22 protein-coding genes are annotated in these 23,362 nt (G+C 32.7%); 5 read left to right on the top strand and 17 right to left on the bottom strand.

The window, feature by feature from the left end; translation table 11 throughout:
• Nucleotides 1-296: 296 nt before the first annotated feature.
• The 11 genes from PVK70_RS10730 to PVK70_RS10780 all read right to left on the bottom strand — a co-directional run bounded on the left by PVK70_RS10730 (nt 297) and on the right by PVK70_RS10780 (nt 7,857).
• Entirely contained in the window at nt 297-1,133 is an 837-nt protein-coding gene (locus tag PVK70_RS10730; protein WP_130043372.1) for a hypothetical protein, read from the bottom strand.
• Nucleotides 1,134-1,143: 10 nt separating this feature from the next.
• Nucleotides 1,144-1,620 carry a hypothetical protein gene (locus tag PVK70_RS10735; protein WP_130043371.1) on the bottom strand — a complete coding sequence of 159 codons (477 nt, stop codon included), beginning with the start codon at nt 1,618-1,620 and terminating at the stop codon, nt 1,144-1,146.
• Nucleotides 1,621-1,624: 4 nt separating this feature from the next.
• Nucleotides 1,625-2,080 (bottom strand): hypothetical protein, encoded by a 456-nt coding sequence (locus PVK70_RS10740; RefSeq protein WP_130043370.1) that lies wholly within the window; start codon nt 2,078-2,080, stop codon nt 1,625-1,627.
• A gap of 264 nt (nt 2,081-2,344) precedes the next feature.
• Nucleotides 2,345-2,803 (bottom strand): hypothetical protein, encoded by a 459-nt coding sequence (locus PVK70_RS10745; protein WP_130043369.1) that lies wholly within the window; start codon nt 2,801-2,803, stop codon nt 2,345-2,347.
• A 261-nt stretch (nt 2,804-3,064) separates the two neighbouring features.
• Entirely contained in the window at nt 3,065-3,523 is a 459-nt protein-coding gene (locus PVK70_RS10750; protein WP_130043368.1) for a hypothetical protein, read from the bottom strand.
• A 229-nt stretch (nt 3,524-3,752) separates the two neighbouring features.
• Complete coding sequence (locus PVK70_RS10755; protein WP_130043367.1) at nt 3,753-5,012, bottom strand: Y-family DNA polymerase; 1,260 nt, start codon at nt 5,010-5,012, stop codon at nt 3,753-3,755.
• A gap of 2 nt (nt 5,013-5,014) precedes the next feature.
• Nucleotides 5,015-5,419, bottom strand: a complete 405-nt coding sequence (locus tag PVK70_RS10760; protein WP_130043366.1) for a LexA family protein — start codon at nt 5,417-5,419, stop codon at nt 5,015-5,017.
• Between the two features lie 112 nt (nt 5,420-5,531).
• On the bottom strand, nt 5,532-5,867 hold the full coding sequence (locus PVK70_RS10765) for a hypothetical protein (RefSeq protein WP_130043365.1): 336 nt from the start codon (nt 5,865-5,867) through the stop codon (nt 5,532-5,534).
• Nucleotide 5,868: 1 nt separating this feature from the next.
• Nucleotides 5,869-6,183, bottom strand: a complete 315-nt coding sequence (locus tag PVK70_RS10770) for a hypothetical protein (RefSeq protein ID WP_130043364.1) — start codon at nt 6,181-6,183, stop codon at nt 5,869-5,871.
• 130 nt (nt 6,184-6,313) lie between these two features.
• Nucleotides 6,314-7,033 carry a hypothetical protein gene (locus tag PVK70_RS10775; RefSeq protein WP_130043363.1) on the bottom strand — a complete coding sequence of 240 codons (720 nt, stop codon included), beginning with the start codon at nt 7,031-7,033 and terminating at the stop codon, nt 6,314-6,316.
• 65 nt (nt 7,034-7,098) lie between these two features.
• Nucleotides 7,099-7,857 (bottom strand): hypothetical protein, encoded by a 759-nt coding sequence (locus tag PVK70_RS10780; protein ID WP_274441430.1) that lies wholly within the window; start codon nt 7,855-7,857, stop codon nt 7,099-7,101.
• An 854-nt stretch (nt 7,858-8,711) separates the two neighbouring features.
• Between PVK70_RS10780 and PVK70_RS10785 the strand changes: the two genes are divergently transcribed.
• Nucleotides 8,712-9,359 carry a hypothetical protein gene (locus PVK70_RS10785; RefSeq protein ID WP_130043361.1) on the top strand — a complete coding sequence of 216 codons (648 nt, stop codon included), beginning with the start codon at nt 8,712-8,714 and terminating at the stop codon, nt 9,357-9,359.
• A gap of 104 nt (nt 9,360-9,463) precedes the next feature.
• Here PVK70_RS10785 and PVK70_RS10790 read toward each other — a convergent pair whose 3' ends face one another.
• From PVK70_RS10790 to PVK70_RS10800, 3 genes are all read right to left on the bottom strand, one after another.
• Nucleotides 9,464-9,994, bottom strand: a complete 531-nt coding sequence (locus PVK70_RS10790; protein WP_130043360.1) for a hypothetical protein — start codon at nt 9,992-9,994, stop codon at nt 9,464-9,466.
• 102 nt (nt 9,995-10,096) lie between these two features.
• A complete protein-coding gene (locus tag PVK70_RS10795) occupies nt 10,097-12,067 on the bottom strand; it encodes a hypothetical protein (protein ID WP_130048236.1) in 1,971 nt (656 codons plus the stop codon).
• Nucleotides 12,068-12,325: 258 nt separating this feature from the next.
• Nucleotides 12,326-15,412, bottom strand: coding sequence for a hypothetical protein (locus tag PVK70_RS10800; protein ID WP_130048237.1), 3,087 nt, complete (start codon nt 15,410-15,412; stop codon nt 12,326-12,328).
• Between the two features lie 558 nt (nt 15,413-15,970).
• On the opposite strand from PVK70_RS10800, the gene PVK70_RS10805 reads away from it, so the two are divergent.
• The 3 genes from PVK70_RS10805 to PVK70_RS10815 all read left to right on the top strand — a co-directional run bounded on the left by PVK70_RS10805 (nt 15,971) and on the right by PVK70_RS10815 (nt 18,539).
• The gene (locus tag PVK70_RS10805) at nt 15,971-16,579 is read left to right on the top strand and encodes a hypothetical protein (RefSeq protein WP_130043357.1); all 609 of its coding nucleotides are present in this window, start codon (nt 15,971-15,973) and stop codon (nt 16,577-16,579) included.
• A gap of 40 nt (nt 16,580-16,619) precedes the next feature.
• Nucleotides 16,620-17,699 (top strand): hypothetical protein, encoded by a 1,080-nt coding sequence (locus PVK70_RS10810; RefSeq protein ID WP_130043356.1) that lies wholly within the window; start codon nt 16,620-16,622, stop codon nt 17,697-17,699.
• A gap of 72 nt (nt 17,700-17,771) precedes the next feature.
• Nucleotides 17,772-18,539, top strand: a complete 768-nt coding sequence (locus PVK70_RS10815; RefSeq protein ID WP_130043355.1) for a hypothetical protein — start codon at nt 17,772-17,774, stop codon at nt 18,537-18,539.
• Nucleotides 18,540-18,652: 113 nt separating this feature from the next.
• Here the strand turns inward: PVK70_RS10815 and PVK70_RS10820 are convergent, their stop codons facing one another.
• The 3 genes from PVK70_RS10820 to PVK70_RS10830 form a co-directional block, all read right to left on the bottom strand.
• Nucleotides 18,653-18,865 (bottom strand): hypothetical protein, encoded by a 213-nt coding sequence (locus PVK70_RS10820; RefSeq protein ID WP_130043354.1) that lies wholly within the window; start codon nt 18,863-18,865, stop codon nt 18,653-18,655.
• 78 nt (nt 18,866-18,943) lie between these two features.
• Nucleotides 18,944-19,684 (bottom strand): hypothetical protein, encoded by a 741-nt coding sequence (locus tag PVK70_RS10825; RefSeq protein WP_130043353.1) that lies wholly within the window; start codon nt 19,682-19,684, stop codon nt 18,944-18,946.
• 19 nt (nt 19,685-19,703) lie between these two features.
• Nucleotides 19,704-20,681: an ArsA-related P-loop ATPase gene (locus tag PVK70_RS10830; protein WP_130043352.1), complete on the bottom strand. Its 978-nt coding sequence runs from the start codon at nt 20,679-20,681 to the stop codon at nt 19,704-19,706.
• A gap of 244 nt (nt 20,682-20,925) precedes the next feature.
• Here PVK70_RS10830 and PVK70_RS10835 point away from each other — a divergent pair, with 244 nt between their 5' ends.
• Entirely contained in the window at nt 20,926-23,307 is a 2,382-nt protein-coding gene (locus PVK70_RS10835; protein ID WP_130043351.1) for a hypothetical protein, read from the top strand.
• The last annotated feature ends 55 nt before the right edge of the window (nt 23,308-23,362 follow it).

A 23,362-nucleotide genomic window follows, 5' to 3' on the forward strand; every position in this document is an offset into this window, starting at 1 on the left:
GCCACTCTATTGAGTGGCGAAACAATTAATAAAAAAATAAATAGAAAACTTTGTGATAGTAATTTCATTAAAGAAAAAACAATCTTTCTATAAGCAATTAATACATAGATAAAATAAAAGTCAATAGAGTTTTAATAAAAACATTTAGAACTATGATTGCAGCAGCTTTGCTACTGCTTTTCTGGAAAAGAAATGATTGGAATGTTGTTCATAGATTTATGCACTTTTGCAAAACTTGCAAATGTGCTTAACCATTATTTTAAAACAAAAAGAGAAGCAAATAGCTTCTCTCTTCATTAACGTGGTCGATTGCGACTTCTATTAGTTTTCTTTTCATCTTGCTTTAAATCAATTGCTTTATCTTTCTTTTGATATGCTTCACTATCACGTTTTAGTAAAGTTAATAAGTCTACATCAACTTCATCTAATGACAGTGTTGATGGATAAACCTCCTCACATTTGGATGTGAAAAAATCAGAACCATATTTACCAGTAGTTTTTAAGAAATGGTTTTTTGGGAATCCTTGATCAATAAAACTCATTTTTAACATATCAAGTTCTAACGAATCTTTAATCTGAACTTCTTCAAGACCTAATGTAATATTTAAATCTAAATCTTCACTTTCGAAGTGATTCTTTATAGTTTGCTCAACTTCATTAATCGAATTTAGTTCATAACTAATTAAATCCGACTCATTTGAGTCAAAAATGTAGTATGAGAATTTATCATCTTCATAAAATATGACGATTTGGTAATTTTTACAATCGTAATCATCATTGTTTACTTCAATGTCCATAACTTTAATTAAATCAGATTGAATTGCATTAAAAATGAATGTACCTTCCTTGTCTTCATCTACTTCAAGTAAATTAGATTTGAATTGACTAAGAGATAATCTTTTTCCAAATCCATTCTCATCAATATCAACCTCTATTTTATTGATGGGGCTACTTCTAATATATGAGTTAAATTTGTAATCATAAAGACGTAGAAAATCTTCAACATCTTCATCATTATCTGTGTCTAAAAATTCATTATCGTAAGTAGTTAAGTCATAAAATTCAGCGAATTCATATGCCACTTCATTTGTTGTTTTTAAACCTTCAAAATCTAAATATCTTGTTTCTATCATTACCTTTTCCTTAATTTTTGTATTGTAATTTTTCTTTAAATATTTCTTGTAGATGATCTGCAAGCCTTTTGTCAATCAACACCGATTCTTTAAGCTCACCATCTATTTTTATGTATACCTTCTTCAACGTGCCTTTCTGTTTACGCAGAATCTTAGAGAACTTCATCAGTTTGGTATCAGCTAAACGTGTATCAAACCTAATTCGCTTTCCCTTTTTCCAAGCAACCACTTCATTTCTGATTTGATTCTGCAAGTCATTCTCAACCAGTTCTTGAAACTCTGGCATTTCGGCAATTGAATCATAGATTAGTTTATAGTGATTTTTTGCAATGTAGACGTTTCTATCATCAGCAACACGAATAACTAAGCTATGTTCAATCAGTAGCTTAGAAACGTATCTAAGCTCACTATCTTTGACTTTGATAAGTGTTGAGTGTGCTTCTACGAACTCAACAGCATCTATCATTCTCCTTGTCATATCTTTCATTCAATTACTCCACCACAAAATGAATCTGATAATCTCTAAGCTTGTTGGTCAAGTTTGTTATGTTAGTCATAAGCTCCCCTTGAAATTCTCTTGCATAGTTTTCGCTGTAAAACTCTGATGTTGGGATAAAACCTTTGCCGCTAACCACATCTCTTACAGGTATTAAATGATCTCCTTTTAGTCTTGAATTAACGATTGGATACTTGTTATCAGCAAGTAGTTTTAAATCAACACAAAATCTATTGTTTGAATTTTCATTGATAAATAATTCATTGAACAATTCTAACGAACCACCTTTAACAGCATTGTCTTTTATCACTGATGAAGGTATGTATTTTTCTTGTATCATTGCCTCAATTAGTTTCTCTATATGATGTTCGTGAACAAATGACTTAAATTCGATATCTTTACTTGAAATGTATTCAATTGTTTGTTGTGTGTTTGATGAAATATGTTTCATTGTTTACCCTTTTTTAATTAATTGTTTTTGTTTCTAATTATGTTTTATCATTAAAAAATAAAAGTTCAAGAGCAGTTGCAAAAGTTTTTTTAATCAAAATAAAGAAAGGCGCATTTTAAGGGATTATTTCAATGAAAATAATTTTTAAAAATGTTGATTTGATAAGATAATTGAAAGGAATAATAGAAGATTAAGCACATTTGCAAAACTTACAAAATTGCTTATTGGTTGATTTAAAGTAAAAAAAGAAGCTCTCGCTTCTTTTTACTCTTCTACAAAGTGAATTTGATAATAACAAATCTTATTAATAATGTTTGACATCTTATCGATAAGAGCATCTTGAAATTCTTCTGTATAATTTTTACAAAAATACTTTGAAGATTTTGAAGAAGCTATACCATTAGCTATATCTCTTAGAGTAATTAAATAATCACCTTTTAAATAGCCATCATTAACTATAGGGTATTTATCTTCTGAAAGTAAATTCAAATCAACACAAAATCTAAAATTTGAGTTTTCATTAACAAATAACTCATTAATTAGTTCCAAAGAACCACCTTTCACAGTATTTTTCTTTATAACTGACGAAGTTGAATATTCTTCATTTATCATTTGAAAAATCATCTTTTCCAAATCTTGCTCATGCATAAATGATTTGAACTCGATTTCTCTACTTGTAATGTATTCGATAGTTTGTTTCGTGTTTAATAGTTTGTGTTTCATTATCTTATTTCCTTAATTATTTTGTTGTTTCTAATATTGTTTTATCATTAAAAAATAAAAGTTCAAGAGCAATTGCAAAAGTTTTTTTAATCAAAATAAAGAAAGGCGCATTTTAAGGGGTTATTTCAATGAAAATAATTTTTAAAAATGTTGATTTGATAAGATAATTGAAAGGAATAATAGAAGATTAAGCACATTTGCAAAACTTACAAAATTGCTTATTGGTTGATTTAAAGTAAAAAAAGAAGCTCTCGCTTCTTTTTACTCTTCTACAAAGTGAATTTGATAATAACAAATCTTATTAATAATGTTTGACATCTTATCGATAAGAGCATCTTGAAATTCTTCTGTATAATTTTTACAAAAATACTTTGAAGATTTTGAAGAAGCCATACCATTAGCTATATCTCTTAGAGTAATTAAATAATCACCTTTTAAATAGCCATCATTAACTATCGGGTATTTATCTTCTGAAAGTAAATTCAAATCAACACAAAATCTAAAATTTGAGTTTTCATTAACAAATAATTCATTAATTAGTTCCAAAGAACCACCTTTCACTGTATTTTTCTTTATAACTGACGAAGTTGTATATTCTTCATTTATCATTTGAAAAAGCATCTTTTCTAAATCTTGCTCATGCATAAATGATTTGAACTCGATTTCTCTACTTGTAATGTATTCGATAGTTTGTTTCGTGTTTAATAGTTTGTGTTTCATTATCTTATTTCCTTAATTATTTTGTTTAAATTTTTGTTGTTTCTACAATTGTTTTATCATTAAAAAATAAAAGTTCAAGAGCAATTGCAAAAGTTTTTTTAATCAAAATAAAGAAAGGCGCATTTTAAGGGATTATTTCAATGAAAATAATTTTTAAAAATGTTGATTTGATAAGATAATTGAAAGGAATAATAGAAAATTAAGCACATTTGCAAAACTTGCAAAAGTGCTATCGACAAGAAATCTTAGGTAAGTCTGACCATTTTGTTGTGTATTGCTTTGATAAAAGTTGTCGTTTCATAGACCACTTTTGATTGATACCTTGTCCAGCTATAAAAACTGAATCTGTACCATATTTTTTATTCAGAAAATCAAAGACAGTGTTTAGCTTGTCATTAGTTGGCTTTTCATTCAGCAGGTCAAATTGTTCGTGTCTACCATCCGAAAGATCGAGAAGACCTACGCCTATCTTGTAATAACGCACACCATCTCTAAAAAGCTGATTTACAGCATCGCCAGCGACTTTTGATAATTGTGTAATGTCAGACGTAGGGTAAGCAAAACGATGAGTGATTTTGAAGCTTGCAGGGTTATCATCAAACGGAGAAGAAGAAGCAAAGCACATCATCACTCGTGTAAGTGAATGTTGCTCTCTGGCTTTACGAGAAGCAATACAAGCGTGTTTAACCAACGCTTGTCGTAAACTATCAATATCAGTGATTCTTTCACCAACAGAACGTGTCGAAAAGATTTGCTGCTTATCTGCTTTAACAAAGTCCCACTTCTTACAAATTTCACCATTCAACTCTCTGCAAGTCCGTTCAACTTCAACGTTAAAATCTTTACGCAAAAGCGCAGGAGGACGTTTCATTAGATCATAAGCTGTATTGATACCCATGAACTGCATACGATTTGACAAACGTTTACCGATACCCCAAACATCTCCAACATCAACACTTTTCAACAGTTGTTCGATAGTGTATTTATCTTCAAGTAAGCAAACACCATTCAAATCACCATTTTTCTTTGCAAGATGATTAGCTAACTTTGCCAGTGTAAGAGTAGTACCAAGCCCAACGCATACAGGCAAACGGCACTCTTTCCAAACGGCTTTACGAAGTGTCTGACCGTGTTCTATCAAACACGGTATTGCTGATGATGTTCGTTCAAACGACAAAAATGACTCATCGATAGAGTAGATAAATTGCTCTGGCGCAAAACGTCCAATTACATTCATCATTTTGGAGCTTAGATCGCTATACAGTTCGTAATTTGATGAGAATGCATAGACACCTTTAAACTCACATTCAGCTTGAATTTTGAAGTAAGGAGAAAATTTTGGAATGCCAAGCTCTTTTGCTTGGCGGTTCGCTGCTACGATACAACCATCATTATTTGATAAAACAACGATAGGTTTACCACGCAAATCAGGTCTAAACACTTGTTCAGCACTGCAATAGAAAGAATTAGCATCAACTAATGCAAACACGTTCAAGCACTCAACAGATAGCTTTTACGGAACATACGAATAGATGCAACAACAACCCCCTCAATCGTAAATGTGTCGTGGTCATTGATAGTAACAGAGCTGTATTTTGAGTTAGCAGATAGAAGCTGACGTTTGTGCATATCAAGCACTTTACAGATAAATTCACCATTTAGATTAGCTACGATTACATCGTTATGTTTAGCTATTGGAAATCGGTCAACAATCAGCAAATCACCATCAAAAATGCCAAGTTCAGTCATACTATCCCCATTTGCAAACCCAAGGAACGTTGAAGACGGTCGTTCGACAAGAAGCTGATCAAGAGATAGATCAAGCTGATTATACTCAGCAGCAGGGCTTTCAAACCCTGTGATACCCGCACTTGCAGGAACAGGAATAACTTTCATAAGACAACTAAGCTGTATATATATACAGTTAGTATGACTTAAGACAGCAGATCGATCAAGAGGGTAAAATTCAAGTGCTCAGTCTATAAACAAAAACAGAAGCTATCAGCTTCTATTTTTTTAGTAATTCTTGTCTAACTCGCTTGCAACCTGTTAATTTCGAATCAGTGCCAGTCCAAGATTTGTTTTTGTTAATATAAGGTGAGTATGGATAGCCATTGAAGCATTGATAAGATATTGTTTTTCTATTAGATTCAACATAATCAAACACTTGTTTCAAATACCAAATCTTGTCTTTAAAATGAATCGTTTGAACTACTTTCGCAACAACTACACCTTTTTCATTTCGAGTATAAAAAGTTGTGTCGTATTCGATAGCAAAAGCGCTACAAGATGACACTAAAACTGCTGTAATAATGGTCTTTAAAAGACAGTTAAAAATATTCATATCACTTCCCAATTTTATCAGGACAACCACTAAGATTCTTATCTGTATGCTGCCACGAGTTCACTTTATAAGGATCGTAAGGGAAACCATTTAAACACTCGTAAAAGATTTTTGTTGGAGATTTGCGACCTCTACGATCTTTTGAATAAACTTTACGTTCTAAATACCAAATACCTCGCTTTTTCATTAATTTTTGAGTAGTAGTAAGTGTTGTTTTATCTGCTGAAAAATATTCTGAAATAGTGAAATTATACTTATCAGCGAAAGCATTAGTGCTGATTAACATTGTTGCGATTAAAAGTGATTGTCTTATCATAAATTGCTTCTCCTTTTTTATGTCTATAACTACACAGTTATCATAAAAAAAGAATATTTCAATATACGATTACAGATATAAAAAAAGCCACTATGAAAAGTGGCTTAAACAATAGAATTTAAACTAATTTTTATTTTAGTTTAGCAAGTAATTCTTCGACATTTCGAGCAGCAAAAAAGTCTCTGTAAGACTGAATTAGCTTTTTACTTACTTGTGGCTTTGGAGACTCATCATCGATAAATGCTTCAATAGAATCTTCGTGAAGAAGTTGCCATTGTTCTTTTGATGATAGAGCCATTGCTGTTAGTGCAGCTTTAAAGGCTTGATCTGGATTTGATTTAGTACGTTCAACAGTACCGCCAATAGTGTAAAACTTATAAACTGGCTTTGCGGTTTTTTCATTAACTGTTTTAGACTCAGACTTTTCAACAGATTGAGGTTGTGAAAGTGCAGCAAGCAATTCTTTTGCTTTTGCTTCAATCGATTCATCATCTTGCTTATCTGCTGGGAGTTCAAGTTTTGCAACTTCTTTAAACAGCTTAAACTTCTCTTCATACTTAGCTTTTGCTTCTTCTTCCGCAAGACGAGCTTTTTCAGCTTCCTCAGCCTTACGTTTTTCTTCTGCTTCAATGTTAGCTTCAATGTAAGTTGTAAGACTCTCTTGAAGTTGTTGTAGAGCTTTAAACGAGTATGCTTCTTTGAATTGATCAAGATTAGAGAAAACCTTTTTATTTTCACCTTCTCCAAAACTTGTTAGTTCATTATGAGTTTCATTTTTATCATCAAACTTTTCTACTTTAAAGATAAGTTTAACCACACTAATCTTTTTATCGATTGCATTCATCGCCATAGCTATTATCACCTTATAAATAATTTACTATGCAAAATTAAATCAATTCGATGCTTTTATCAAGTTTAGAACGAAAAGTTATCAATGAAACAATCAAAATCATCTACATCAGACACAGCTTCGCTTGTTGTTTTAGTTTTAACAACATTATTCTTAACTTTTGATTGTGTGTTTGAAGCATACTGCTTCGGTTTTGTCGCTGTAAAAACCTTACTCAACTGTTCTTTAATCGCTTTGGTTGAGGCTTTATCAGCTAATTTACTTGCTTTTTCTGCTAATGAATCAAGAACATTAACAGCAGTTTTAACTACTCTTTTCGCTGCTCTTGCTGCTTTATCAAGCATTGTCACTTCTGTAAGTTCATAAAAGAATCTGAAAGTGTTTTTGCACCATCTGATAGTGCTTGAATCAACAGTAGAACAAGCTTTTAACGCCTTTTTGCAAGCTGCTTTAAACGTCTGGTGTCTAACCTTTTTGCATTCGATTGTAGTAGTAGAGAACTTGCCAGCTTCATTAGCAAAATCGTTCAGATAAACGAAATTCTCTTTATCAGCACTTATGAACTTGTGCTTTAACTCTCTTGCGAAAACTGACATTGATTTTGTGTTTAGTTCAGTCAGATTCACACGTAAGTTAGCATTAGCAAAATCACTGTAATAAACAGCATTTACTTGAACTTTAATCGCTTGGCGTTCTGTTCTGTAATCATATTCGTAAGATAGTGTGAAATACTCATCATTCCAGTCTTTAACTATTGATTTTATTGAAAAACTGTCTGTAAAAGGGTAATCACAGCTCACTGATTTTCTCGTATTTAAAGACACAAAGAACGTGCTTTGTTTGTTAAACTGCATTTGAGTTCGTGAAAATAGATAGTTTCTGAACTTAACTTGTGATTCAGATAATGAAGAGTTAATGAATCTTGATTTAACTTCTTTGTTTAGTAAATGTTCTCTTGTAATAGAGAAAAAGTTTGATTTGAACTTGCTTTGATAAGAATTGTTGATTGACATAAAAATACTCCATAATAATTAAATTTTAAGACTCTTAGTTAAAAGCATTAAAATAATTTTTAATTATTTATGGAGTTTCTATTGACAAATCGATTAGATTTTTTACAATATCTATAAGTTTCGCAGACTTAGATATGTTAATTGAGTGCCTTCTCCAAGGTGCTTTTTTTTCGTCTTAATAAAAGTTGTATCATTTCTTTATTTTAAGTCAATATCAGATCAGCAATTTTATTCAATAAATCGCTAAGAAATCCAATAAATACACAATTATTTTTCTTTTCTTTATTCCATTCTTTTAAATCAGTATTAAAATACTAATTTCAATAATCTACAAAACTCAAAAAAAGGCAAGGCGTGATCGTTTTAGCTCAGGCAAGTCGTGATCGCTAATTAAGATAATTAAATTTATAACTATATTTAATATAATAAGTAAACTTTGCCAAGTTTACGATTTTTAAAAGAAAGTTATTTGTCGCTTTGCTCCTTTTTCTGTAAGAAAAATATTCAGAGGTTGTTTATGGTTAACAACTGATTGTCTTGTCAATTCATTTCACCAGAATAAAAAACCACTTGTGGTTTTTCGATATGCTTTTTCAATTTGCATTTTCTCTAAAATGTGGATCACTGTCTATATGTTCAATAGTATAATTAAGGAGAAAGAACATATGGATTATTCAAAACTATTAAAGCAAGATTTGATTGAGTTATTAGAGCAAAGGTCTTTTGCTGATTTTATCTACAAAGAAGAAGCTGAAATGAGAAAAATCATTTTAAAGCAAAATGCTGATAAAGATGAGCAGATAAAACAACTATACAAAGAATTATCATTGCAACAAGGTTTAAAAGATTGTTTTCAATATGATAGAAATAAATTATCAGATGAAATAACAGAGATAAGAGACAAACATAGCAAAGAACTATCATCAGTAAAAGATAAACTTGTTAACGCTGAAAAGTTAATCGATACAATTGAAGATCTGTTTGAAGTATTTTTAGACTTATGTGAAGACCAAGATTCAAAAGACTTACTGATAAAAATTATTGACAGAAATTCTATACAATCAACCCCGAAATCAAATAAAAATGGATTTGATGATCTTGATTTAGACTTTGATGAGTTAGATGAAGATATTGATGGTTTTAGTGCTTCTGAACTTGAAGATGTTGAACTTGATTTATTAGACGATGATGATTTGGACGATGACTTAGAACTTGATGATGATCTTGACGATTTAGACGTAGATTTTGATGAACTGGACGATAAACCAGAAGCAAAGTCATTTGTGTCGAGTTTACTAAATAGAAAGAAATAAAAGAAAGAGATTTTTTAACTCTCTCTTTTTATTGGATTTATGCACATTTCCAATTTTTGCAAAAGTGCATAGATTAAACAGCTTTGCAAAAATCCCTCACTTTATTATTCACTTACACATTTGAAGTTATTGCGATACTCGATTGAATCTTCTATCGCTGCATACCTTACCGCAGTAGCAATATCAGCACCTTGCACGAACTTGGTTGATGGAGTATCCCAAACAACTGTTTTATCTCTTAAACCGCCCTCATAACGTGGTTTAAGCACTGTTATATCGTATGTGTATGGTTTTATACGCTCAATGACGAACTTAAAAGCATTAAGCTTATTCTTGTATCTACCAACCCCATCTTTTTTAACCTCAGTCTCAAAGCTCATTACCCCACCATTTTCTTTATAGTTATACATAGTGAACGCTTTTGCACTGTTTAACGATACTGTTGAATTAGCTCCAACTGCAAAACTCATATTTTCTATGACGCTTCGATCAAGGTCGTCTTTTGCTACAAGTGTTAAACCATTCAGTTCAGACACTCCGTATTTTTCTTTGTTAAATTCAATTTGTTCACAAGTCATAGCAAAACTTGATGTTGAAACTAAAACTGTTGTTAGTGTTAATATTTTTTTAATCATAATTATTCTCCTTACTGTATAAATATTGTTATACCAATAAAAGAATAATAATCAAATCACAGACAAAAAAAGAAAGTGTTTAAAGCACTTTCTTTTAAAAAATTATTTTATCACATTTGCTATACCAGCAACTTTTCTTGTGTTTTGTTCTAAGCCTTTCGATTCAGCTTTAAAGATTGAACCATTAAATGTTGTTTGCTGCTCTAACACTTCAAACACATTTCTAAAACAGAAAAGAAAGATAATCATTGTCGATAGCACGTAAACAGTCCAAAAAATTATTGGTGATATAATATCCAATGATATTGAATCAGTTCCCACAACCAGTAGATTTGCTTCATTCATCAACACGAAAAGCAAAGAGCTTAAAAATGTTGACGCTAAGATCGATAGAAACACACCAAACACGAACCTCGACACACTCAAAAACGCTTCTGCAATAGCCAGAATTACAGCTATGAAACTCTTCTTACCAATCAAGTTAGTAGTCAGCTTAACTACAACGTCAATCAACACTAAAAACGTTTTTTGAAAGACGTTCCCAACAATGTAAGCAAAAAGCACAAGCGACACACAAAAGCTTAAAATCAACACGTTCTGCACTAACGAACCAAGCTTTTGAGCTTTCTTACCAGCAACTTTAAGAGAAGCATTTTTTGAGTTAACCAACGCCTTGCCAGTAAAATTCAAACCCAGACTAATTGTTGCAAGTGGAATCGCATTTTCTTGAACACTCTTTAAAGGAACTTCATCAACCGTAAAGCCTTTCTTTTCGTAAGTGCCAATAAAGCGTTTCGGATCTCGAATAGCGTCCATAAACTCGTTAGTTATGACACTGTTTATCTCATCACTGGCATAGACTGAATCAACCTCTTTAATGATGTAAGCGTAGAAGTCTTCAACTGATTCAATGCGTGTTGATACAGTCTCTTGCTGTCTATCAGTCTCATTACCAAACGCTTGATTGATTATGAATGGCTCTTGAACCTCTATACCAGACAATGCTTTGCTTGTTGCCTCAATCACCTCAGTTTCATCGAATGGTGCGCTTAAAATCCCCTTGATTTGACTATAAAAGCTAAACGTATCTATATCAGTTTTTAAATCTTTGCTGATCTCATACCCGATTGACTCTTTTAAAGCCTCTGTTAACGCTGCTGTAAGCAAAATCACTGATTCATTTGCTTTCGCTACATCAAGATTAGAACTCTTCAAAATAAAGCTCTCAGAGTCCCACGTTCTACATAGATGCTTGGCTTGCTCATAGCTTGTTTTTGTTTGAGATTCTTGATTACAGATGATGCCCTGATATTGTTTAGCCAGTTCAATGTATTTCACTGCAAATTCATCAAAGACGCTGTTTATTGAACTATTAGAGTAGTTCCTGATAGATCCACAGTCGTAAATCTCACCCCTTACTTTTTGACTACACATTTTCACAGCGTAGTTAAGCGGAGAACGACCGCCAGCTTCCATGAAACCAACCTTTTCGCCGATTTTTTTCTGTTCTTCAAGACACTCAGACACATCACTATTAGCCCAGGTATTTTGGTCATTAAAGTCGTGTTGAATCATCTCGTTTTGCTCGTATTCCGCTGCGCATAGCTCACTTTCAATGATTGAATAACTCACGACTTGCGCTTTCTCGTTGATTGGTATGATGTTGTAATCAAGCACTTCTCTTGTATCACTACTCGATAGCTGTTGAATCTTGTTTGCTACCGTAAACGCTTCAAGAGCTGGATTTTGGATCTGGTCAATCATAAACGTATTAAGCAAAGATACTCTATGAGACGACACAGCAAATATCCCAAGAAAAACACCTGTTGCTATGTTCAAAGACATATCAGCTTTTGTTTTAAGCTCAATCTTCCCAAAATATTTTAATGCTGTAATGAAGAAGGTGAAGATGATCATTATGATTGATAATTTTGAGGCGTAGCCCCACAATGGATCAATCTCTCTAATCGTTGTATCAGTTAAATTTTCATAAGCATTTTTAGTTTTATCAGATTTATTGTTTTGACGCTGATTATCTATACATTTACTTACTTCTTCAAATTGATTCATCATTGTGCTTCCATACCCTGACAACGTAGGACAATCATCAATCTTACTGTTTGTTGCTAACGTCATTTGACTACCAAATAGCAACATAATCATTAATATTATTCTTTTCATTTTTAAGCCTTTTTATAATTGTTTCTTATTAATACGATTATCATAAAAAAAGCATAATTCAATAAAATGAGAGTCAATAAGATTAAGCTATGTAGTAAAAGCTTTTATAACAGCAAAAAAAAGCAACCTCTGTTGAGATTGCTTTTAAGATTATTTTTCAATAGTTTTTTCTGTATTCTTTGGTTTAGTTGAAGTTTTAGGTTTTTGGTCTTTCACTTCTTCTTTGTTAAACCTTCTTGAAATGCTTTTAGAGAAACTACCCAAGCCATTTTTAACATTACTGAATGATTGTGCGCCAAGATAAGCCGTTGCAAAATTCAAGTCATTATCATCAGGTGTACTTCTAAGGTTCAAAGCCGTTCTACCTGTATTCCTGATATGGTCAATTGACGATACAGCATAGATAACCACACCAATCAAAATACAAACGAATAAGAATCCGTGGAAAGCTTGACTCATTAAATCATCACTTGCTGTTGCAAACACCAGTTCGTGAATCGCACCACCAATTGAAGAGCTTGTTAAAATTGTCGTGATATAGACTATCTCAATCGGGAAAAACGCAAACACAAAGAACAAGTCTTTAAGTGCTGTTGTTGTTTTATCAAAACTTGCGTTCTCGCCAGCCCACAATTTACCAATGTTGCTAATCACTTCTACAACGAATGTGCATAGCAGTATATAACCTCTAACAAACACCTCTTTGATTGGGTAAATCAGATATTTAATACCAAGCAATAAGCCGATGTAGCTGATAGCGTAAAGAGCGATTGTGATAATCAACATAACAGCAAAGGCAAAACCTATTGGACCTTGTAGCGTGTCTATCATCGTATCTAAGCCAGCATTAAGCGCACCACTTAACAGAGCTATTGCATCGCCCAAAATACCACTACCTTTACCAACGCTTAGAACGCTCGATGCTCCACTTTTAACTGTCTGAAAAGCTTCAAGACCTAAACCTAATGAACCGAAAATCACTGTCCACGTTGTTGCTGGATCTTTGTTCTGATTCACTTGTTGAATAAGATTCATATCACAACGGTTGTCAGTAGTTCTTAAAGGGCATTGACCAAACATCAACGATTCTTTTAACTTCTCACTTATACCAATTGCACTAATCAGATCATCAAGTGTCGATTCATCACTTTGTGTTTGCGTTCTCTCTGCTACTGGTATTTCATCAAGTAGATAAGAAGCGTCATAAAATCTCAAACTGTTAGAAGTATTGAATAACTCAATTTTATCTTCATCGACTTCAAAAATTCTCAGGTCATAAGGGAAATATGTTTGAGGTTTCGATACGTCCCAAGTCCTTTGTTCAATAGAGTAAATATCTTGATAAGCATTAAGTATTTGACTCATCTCTTTGTTTACGTCAATCATCTTCTGATCGAAGCTAAACACTGAATGAATCGTTGGTCTTATGTCGTTTAAAATCTCACCAACCAATTCTTCTACAAACTCAGAGTGATTTTGCGCTGCTTTTCTATATACAGCGTCATCAATTGCATTTAAAAGAGTCTCAAACGCCAGCTCTCTATCAATCACATCAAGTCTCAACTCTTCTGCTTTTGAGCCGTCTGCTTTTGCAGTTAAGACAGAGTGTTTACCAGCAATGTTTTTTAACTCAAAAGCATCTAAGTGAAATCCGTTTGTCATTGTCAGTGAGTAATGATGGTTTGGTTTACTTAAATCAAAGTCATTGAACTTACTTGCGTGTTCAAGCATTAACGCAAACTCGTGATCAGAAGTTTTAAGTGCTTCTTGCTGATTTAGAAATAGAGTTGCAGTATCACCAATCCATTCTTCGATAGGTTGAAATCCTGATAAACATTCACCTGTTATTTCATCTTCACCATGACAATAACCACCTAAGAAAGCGAACTTAAATGCCTCACCACTATTTCTCATTGATGTAATAGCTTCGGCCACTGAGAAGTCAGCATTTTTGAACAGGATTTCATCACCTAACAGACCTTCAAATTGCTTCACCACTTTTTCATATTGTGCAGTTTGCTTTATGTTAGTTCTTGATTCATTTGAAGACTTAACCGCAGCATAGGATTGCATCAATAAACCTTCTGCTTGAAGATTGGCATTTGAACCATTCTCAGACACTTTCTCGAATATCTTTTGAGCATCACCAAGACTTGCATTAAACATTGATTTGAAATCAGTCGTCGCAGAAGTGTTTTCACTCATATCAGACTGAAATTTTTGCTCAAAAAATCTTGTCAGTATGTTTGCGAAATCAGCACGTATTGAAAGTGAATCAAGCTTACGTCCAAAATACTTTGTCTCACACTCGTAGTTAGCCGTTGCACCACCTGAACGAATGGTTATAGCTTCTGGTAATTTCGTTGAAACATCTAACTCAAAAATGCCTGTTAAGTTAATTTCAGTGTTGTAGTCCATTACTGCTTGATGTGTTGATAGACACTCAGCCGAAATATCAAGGGCTTGTTGAGCTGTTGGTTTTATCTTTCCAACCTCAGTCCAAGAGTTATTATCGTAGCGATTTCGTGAGCCAAATTCATTCTGATAAACCCAACTTTCATAGACTTTACGTTCTAACATTTGCTGATGAAAAGCTTTACTCAATTTCTTGTTTGTTGATGTTGCTGTTTCGCTTGTTAATGTGCTTAAAAAATTATCGTTTAGACTGTTCAGATACTCAACATTGTGTTGACTAATCAAGAAGTAATTTACTAATGCCGTAGGGTAATACACAGCTCTAACTCTTATGCTTGAACTTGAAGCAGCAGTTAGTAAAACTAATGCAAAACAAATCGAAACCATTGCACTTGTAAAAGCTGTTTTGTTTTTATTGTTTTGAGTGAAAACTGTCATTGATGAAAATGCTAAAACAGATAAAAGCAAAACGACAAAAACAGCAAGTTCAGCAGTAGTGTAGCCCCAAAGAAAAAGTTGCTCTGTCAGATGTGGTTTAACTTGATCAACTTTCAAACCTTTTCCTGTTAAAAACTCTCTCTGACTTTCAACATCACTTTGAGTAAGTGTTGTCTTACTCCAACTTATAAAACGATGATCATAACCGATCAATTGTTCAGCACACGGCTTTAAAAACTTACCACCATCTACATCACCTATCTGCTTTGCAAAAGCTTGTGGTGATAGACAGTTAGTTTCATCACTTGCGTAAACATTTATTGATAGTGTCATTACAAAAATGATTAACAACATTTGTTTAATTTTTAATAATTGTTTCTCCATAAAATTTCTCTCCTTTTATGATTTCAGTAATCCATAAAAACAAAGAAAGTCAATATTATTATTTGCATAATTCTTTTACAGAAAAAGCAACAAGAGCTTGTCTCGAAGTTGCCATAATAAAAGCAACTAAGAGTTATTCCATTAACTACTTTATAATTTTAATCCACTTGCAGTTTTAACGAAGAAAATTGAGTTAATGAGATTTCAGTAAATCGCCAAAATATTTTTATGCTTTTCTGTAAGTTTTTGAAAAAAATTATCAGATACTTTTTCAATCAAAAAACGACTTTTAGATCACTTCAAAAATCTCATTACCAACACAGGTAATGAAGATTGTAATGAAAAAACGAAATACCTTAGATAAGGGAATATTATCTTTTAGCAAGACGAAAGGTATTCATTACATTACCAAAATTGGTAATGATAAAGAAAACCAAAACATTTACTGAAAGCTAAATGTACTCCTTGTCAGTCGTTTGATGATGTGTTTGACGAATCTTTTTAAGATGATAATAAATATAAATGAGAGCATAAATTATTAAAGAGAGGACTCATACAATGCACAACAATGAACAAGAAAAAATCATTACAAACGACAACACAGAAATGAAAAAAGAGAAGTCGCCAAAACAACTACTGAATGAATCTATCAACAAACATTCAAGAGAGTGTAAAGAACTAAAATCATCATTAGAAAAATCAAAAGATTCTTCTAAGTTTCTGAAAGAAGTTGAACAGCTTGAAAAGATTCTACAACCAAATCTTAACGCTATGATTCAAGACCAACAAAACACAGCTTCACAGGTCTATGTCATTGAACTAATTGTCAATGACAAATCTGATTTCATTAAGAATGTGTTAAAAGAATACAGAGCGTCTAAATCAATCAAACACTTTGAAAACAGAGAACAAGTTTTAGAGTTTTTGAACAGAGCCAAAAGCAAAGCTCAACGCCTTACTGATACTTCACAAACAGATCAAAAATTACAAACTTTGAAGAGTGAAGCTCTATCACTTTTAACTCAGAAAATTGAACTGGAAGAGTTATCAAATGAAACAGCAATAACTCTTTTCGAATCTCTTGTAAAAATGAATTTGAAGCAGTTCATTTCACAGCAAAATAAAAAGAAAATCACAACTAAAAAATCACAGAAGGAACAAGCATAAGCGAGCTACAAACTCGCTTTAAAAAATGGAGAGAAATACAATGAACTGGTCATATAAATCAAACACAGAAATGGAGAACCTAATTTTAAAATTGAGAAGTGAATTTGCTCACGATTCAAAGAAGCTTTTAAGCAAGGTTGAGCTGTTTGATTCGCTTATCAAACATAAGCCTTTGACAAAACTTTCAACTACTGAAAGTGAAGAAAAACAGAAAGGTTTTGCTAAAACTTTTCAACCTAACAAACAACAAATCACAGCACACGTAAAGCAGCTTCAAAGTGGTGTTGTTCTACCTCAAATGATCAGTAAGTCGTATGAGGGATTGAACTTAGATCAAGCTAAAACTTTTCTCGAAAACATCGACTTCAAATCAGAGTATTTATGTCTTTATAATGATGGTAGTTTTACAGAGATGTTGTTTTATTTTTTAGAGACTTGTTTCTCTATCATTGACGATTTTTCAAAGCCAAAATTTAAAGCTCAACCTCTTGCAGAAGATGACGAGTATTACACTCAAATTATCGCTTCTGTTAACAACTTAAAACGTCTTAAATCAACCAAGACTGCTACCACTTCAATCAAGTCAGTGAAGCAGTTAAACGAGCGTATAGAGCAGATAAAAATCAGTGATGAAAAAGCTCTACACAATTCAAAGATGAGTGAGAGATTTACGCAGTTGTCAAACTATCTTGCAAAGAACAAAACAACGGCTGAAATGGTAGATGAAGATACTATCTTAATCCTGTCAAAACTGTCAGAGCTTTACGCTTTGAACAGCTTCGATGTATCAGCATTTTTGAAAAACGAAACAGCGACACAGCAAGACTCATTAACACGATATGAGATAGTCATTAAGCTACTATCATCAATCAAGATTCAAGAACTTGTAGCTGATGATAAAAATAACAATCTGATCGACGAAATTAAGGTCTACACAGACAAAATCAATACAGCTTTAACGCAAGTAAATGAGTATGTAAAAAAGAATGGTGATGATCCTGCAAGATGTGTTCACGCAAGAACTAAGTTGCTGGAACATCTACATAAAAATACTATCGAAATAGTTAATCTTACTTATGTAAACGTTGATGAAATCTGGCTGTCTAAAAATGGTTGGTAAGTCTATCTTTTTGATTTGACTAAAGTTTTTATTTTAACTATTGTTATGCTTTAACGTTCAAGAGTTAGAGCTATGGAAAACGAAACCAAAACTTTCTATGAAATTATTGAAACTGCTATGAGAAATCGTGGCAGTCTTTTTACTCGTTTTCTTGCTTTAAAAACTGAATACAATCAGATAGTTTGCGGTTTTATTCACGTAGACTTTGCAGCTCTCACAAGCTTCACAAACACTGACTCTCAGTTCTATCGAATCATTGAACATCTTGACCCACAAATCACGATTTGCGATAGCTTGCCAATCGAAGGTCGATTAGCTGATTTAGTCTATCGTAGACTCTTCAAACCGTTAGAGTATAAAGACAAGAAAGACACTCTAATCAATGAGTATGTCAGCACCTTAAAACAAGATAATGTCCTTTACCCACCTCAGACAATTTCAAGTGAAGTAGACCGTTTGGCACAGCAAGTTTTAGAGCCTCTTGACGCAGGGCAATTCACTCATTTTCTGTATGAGGTTCACCCAATTTTATCTGATGAAATAGTTGAGTTTTACAATCGAACTGGTGATCTTGAAAAGGCTTTAAATGTATTGATTAACTTTGATTTAAACAAGCAAGACGCAGTAAGAGTAATCGACTTTGATAAGCATTGCTTTATGTCTGAAATGGATTCTCAATCAATGTATGAAGGTTTGTTGAATGTAGATGAACTTTGTATCTATAAGAATGAATCTGGTTTTGTTTTACGTGATAGAAATGAATCTATTAGAATTTCAAAGTTAGTGAGTGATTATGATGTTTTAGAAAGTTTGATAGTATCTGATAAGTTAGTCATTTAAGAAGAATAAAAATCAGAAAATCGCTTTGATAAAAGCGTAGAAAAGAATTGTTTTATTTTTAGTTGTCTGGTTAAAGTTTATGTATAAGAAAACACTACAAACGTAGTGCTTCTTTAAAATCCAGCTAAAAAGCTATTAACATATTCATAGATATTGAATCCAGCGATAGTTAATGTGATTAGTCCACCGTAAAAATGCAATGCACTTTGACACATCGTATCACGAATTGCGTTGTAAACCATTCCGATAAATATGCCAGTATAACGAAATATACCAAAGAAAACAGCGCAAAAAACACCAAAATACCATTGAAAACTTGTAGTCATATCATACCTCTCTTATTAAATTATTTATTTTATCTTTGTTTAAAATTATACAGATTTTTACTTGAAAAGTCAATCTATTTATGCGTTATGCGATGGTTTGTAGTTCAAAAACTTGTTAAAGTTATAGATACTTTCTGCACCATCATTAATTAAAATTACTCTATTCTTTACTAAATCAATTGTTAGATCATCAAATACAAAATTTAGCTTCTCGATGTATTTTAAAGTTGCATTAATCTTGAATGTTTTTAAGCGTGAAATTGTTGAAATTGGCATTTCTAACATCTTCACTAAATCTGATTTTTTTAAGCCTTTCGTCGCTAAAACTAAACTTGTTGCGTGGACTGCCACTCTGTTTAACTGCTCTTCATAGCTCAAAACCTCTGATACTTTTTCAACTTCTGGATTGCCGTTTAACTCCCATTCGATAAGCTGATTTACATAGTTATTTAAACTAACAGTGAAAAGTTGCTCTCGCTTTTTATCATTAAACATTTTGAAAAAATCATCATTAAGTTTTACATTTACTAACTTACCTTTCGATTGTTTTTTATCATTATCTACAATAAATCTTTTATCGCTACTATGTGCAGTCGTAATGATGTTAGATGTTGTTTTAGCAATATCAGTATCAAAACAATCATTCTCATAGATTCTTTGCACAATCTCTTCATTCAATCTAATGAACGTATAACCTGATTTTGTGCTTTGATTCTTCTCTACGATTTTATCAAAAGAGACTGAATCTTTTTCAGTAGCAATAACTTCTTGTTGTTGCACTTCTACTTTACTTTTTTTACTTTTAATCTTAAATGCCATTGTTCTAATCTCCTTTTTCTTACGCAATATTTTTTAATAGTTGTTTGACTGCAACAGTCATATCTTGACGTTCTTCAATTAGTTTCATTGTGTGGAAACAAATACCTTTCTGTTCTAACTCGTATCGAGTTATAAAGTAGCTAACGCCAGCTTCTTCAAACACTTCAAAATTCATCCTTGGAACGTAGATTAGTTGAATCTTAACGTTGTATTCCTTTTCTACTTCACGAAGTTCTTGCTTAGTTTTAGAAAAGTCTTTTTTACAGCCTCTTGTATCTCTATGAATGTAAGCGTATTTGTATGTAATCCCTTGCTCTTGTTTTATTTCAGCGATTTCGTCAGCACTATAATCAGCATAATCATCACCAGATTCAGCAATAGCAGCTTTTAACGCTTCATCTTCTGCTTTGATTGTTTTTAGAATTGAAACAAAAGCACGTTGCTTTGATTTTGCGCTGTTTGCATTGGCAACAGTGATAAAGTGGTCAATTGAATCCTGCTTCACTTCATCAGTCTCAATCTGATCGATACCACCTGCAATGTCATAAATGATCATATCGACAGGTTTGATTTCACCTTTGTCTTCTAAGAAAAATGTGTTCTCCAACTCATCTTCTGTTAAAGATTCTTCATTCTTTTCAAGAAAACTTTCTAATCGCTCATCAGCCAATAGTTTAGATTTAATCTCTTGGTTGATTTGGTTCTTTGATTTCTTATCAGCGTTTTCAATAGCGATAAGTTTTAGATTTAACTTTCTACCAAGTTGCTTTTGACAAAACTCCTCATTCAGATACTTCAACAAACATTCATTCACATCAGCAGTAACGATAACGACAGTGGTTTCTTTATCTCTTAAACTAAACGCTTGTGCTATTTGAGTAGCGATTGTTGATTTACCAATGCCACCTTTATCTGTATGCACTTTTACTACGATTGTTTTACTAAACTCTTTTCTTTTGAAAGTTTTAATGAACTTTTGTTTCCACGAATTATACATAATTATTTTCCTTAAAATTGTTTCTTATAATTTAAATTATCAGGACCATTTCTTTTGTCAATAGCACTTTTGCAACTTTTGCAAATGTGAAAGTGGGCATATAGAAATAAGGTTTATTTTAAAGTAATAGCACTTTTGCAAGTTTTTGCAAAAATGCTTAATCATATTGAAAAAAGAATAATTTTTGTTTGTGCATTGTAAGTTTTCTTATACGTGTTATGAAATAAGAAAAAGGAGAAAAACAATGATTTCAAAAGTATATAGATTAGAAAAGTTTGAATTGAATGCAATTTCTACTCACTTCAAATATTGGAACAAACAAAAGAAAGGCAAAGGTTATAGTGTTGAAAGATCACTTGATGTATCTAACATAGACAGTGATGTTGATATCAAAAGCTGGTTTAAGTTAAGAGCTAAAAACGCACCAAATCAAGCTTTTGATGATAAGTGTGAACAATACATAAAATCAGTTATGTCTAATGTTCATAACAACTATAAATCATCAAAAAAATGGAAAAACATTGATGAAAATGGAAATGTAAAAGCTTTATCAAATCGTCAAATTACTACTATTGATGAACATACTAAACAAACAACTACTAAGAACATTCCAGAAGTGCCAGTTCGTTTAGGACACCACAGGCTTGATGATTCTGAATTGGCTTTGATTAGAGAAGACGCTTACAACAACTACAACACTATCTCAGATGAGTTTAAAGTTGAATATGGTATTGATACAGCAGAAGACTACGCAAGATATTGCGTAGCAGACTTTTTAACGCTTTATGCTAAGGAGTTTTCAAAAGAATTTGCTAATTACTGTAAAGATGAACAGACCCATAAAACAAAGAAATATAAAACAAAAACTAAGATCGGTGATGTTCAATTGCTGATGAATATTCACGTTTCACCAGACTGGAAAAGTGGCGCACACATTCACTATATCGACTTTCCATTTGATCCAACAACAGGACTGTTTTTAAACCCAAGAAATTATGTTGAGGCTTATCGTGCTGTATCAACTAAGTTAGAAAAAAAATACAGCAAATACTTACTTCAAGGTGTGGCGCAAGGTCTACACAAAAAAGAAGCGAATGACTTGAAAGCTGATGAAGTTGAGAAGCTAAAACCTAAGCTTGGTGATAATGCCGAGAGCTATTATGACGACCGTAAAGCCTTTGTTTCAAACCAACTTGATGAACTACTTTCGCAAAGCGGAATGACGTTCGAGAAGCTGCAAGAAGAGCTTTTAAAACGTGGTTTGCTTATCGATAAACGTGAAATAAAAAACAAAACAGAATCTAAGCACTATGCTTCAAAGCACAAAGACGCTGAACAGATTTTTACCATCACAGATCAACAATCTGGTATTAGTTTCGTAAACGATAGCTTTACTCACAACACTCGTAAAATCTTAAAGAAATACGCTAAAAATCTAATCACTAAACAGACGTTTGAAAAGATTTTGACCAAAGACAAAAATTTCAGAATAGACGCAGTTGAGCGAGTGATTAGAGACAAGTATGACAGGGCTATGAACAAGCTTAATCAACAGCTTGTAATTGGTTCAGAACCAACAGAAGAACTAACTAAGCTTAAACAACAACAGTTCTTCGAGTTCTTCAACAACTGTTTGAGCGTTGGGATTATCGTTAATATCAACAAGCAAAAGCATTTGACGTATCACAAGATTGTTGAGAATCAGAAAGGGAATTTCGACTTTAAAGCGATTAAATACAAGTCGAGTATCTTTGCTGATGAAGAGTTGCAAGGTAAGTCGATAGCAGAAGCTTTTGATCTTGATGATGAGTCAATCTTAGAGCTACAAAGCAACTATATAATGAATGCTTTCCCGAACAATCGTTTTATGCGCTACAACGTTGCACACATCAACGCCAGCTCTATCACTGATAGAATCTTGATAGGCACAGACAAAGAAGCGTTTCTTTTATCTGGTATTGAAAAGGAGCTTGAACGTAGAAACCGTGAAATCGTTTCATTCAATAATAAGCTTATCGTTCTTAACAAAAATACGTCAGAGCCAACCATTCAGATCTTCAAAAAGAATGACTTAACTGACATTGTTGAATACAACGCTTTTCGTCCAAGAGAATCAGCGTTAGACGCTCTACTGATAGATAAAGAGCTGTTAAGAAATGACCCTGATATTAAGACCCTTAGCTACAAACCAGAGTCAGGTCAGATCGATGATTTTCACAGGTGGTTGTTTGTCGAAGTGGCACTGAACAAAGATCCTAACATCAGAAATAAAATTGAGGTTGAAGGTTTTGACTCGAAGACTCAGCAGATGTTGAATGAGCGATTAGAACAGATGTTAGATCGTGCAGAACAAGCGATAGACAAAGCAGCTAACAAGCCTAATCAAACCAAATTCAATTTCACAGATACGCACTTGGTTTACTTACTCGACAGCAAGCATTTAGACACTGCTTCTAAGAAACGAATTGAAGAGTTTTTAGAGAAGTCTGTATCTAAGCTAAGAAGTAAAGGTATCGAAAATATCACGATAGACCGAAAGCCTGTTTCAAGCTTCATCAAAGAGCCAGAAACTCAACAGCCAAAGCGCAAACTCAACAACAGACAATCACCATCATTGTCTATATAAACAAAAACAACGCATTAAAGCGTTGTTTTTATTTGATTTATGCACATTTCCAATT

The sequence above is a fragment of the Aliivibrio sp. A6 genome (assembly GCF_028765505.1).
GTDB lineage: Bacteria > Pseudomonadota > Gammaproteobacteria > Enterobacterales > Vibrionaceae > Aliivibrio > Aliivibrio finisterrensis_A.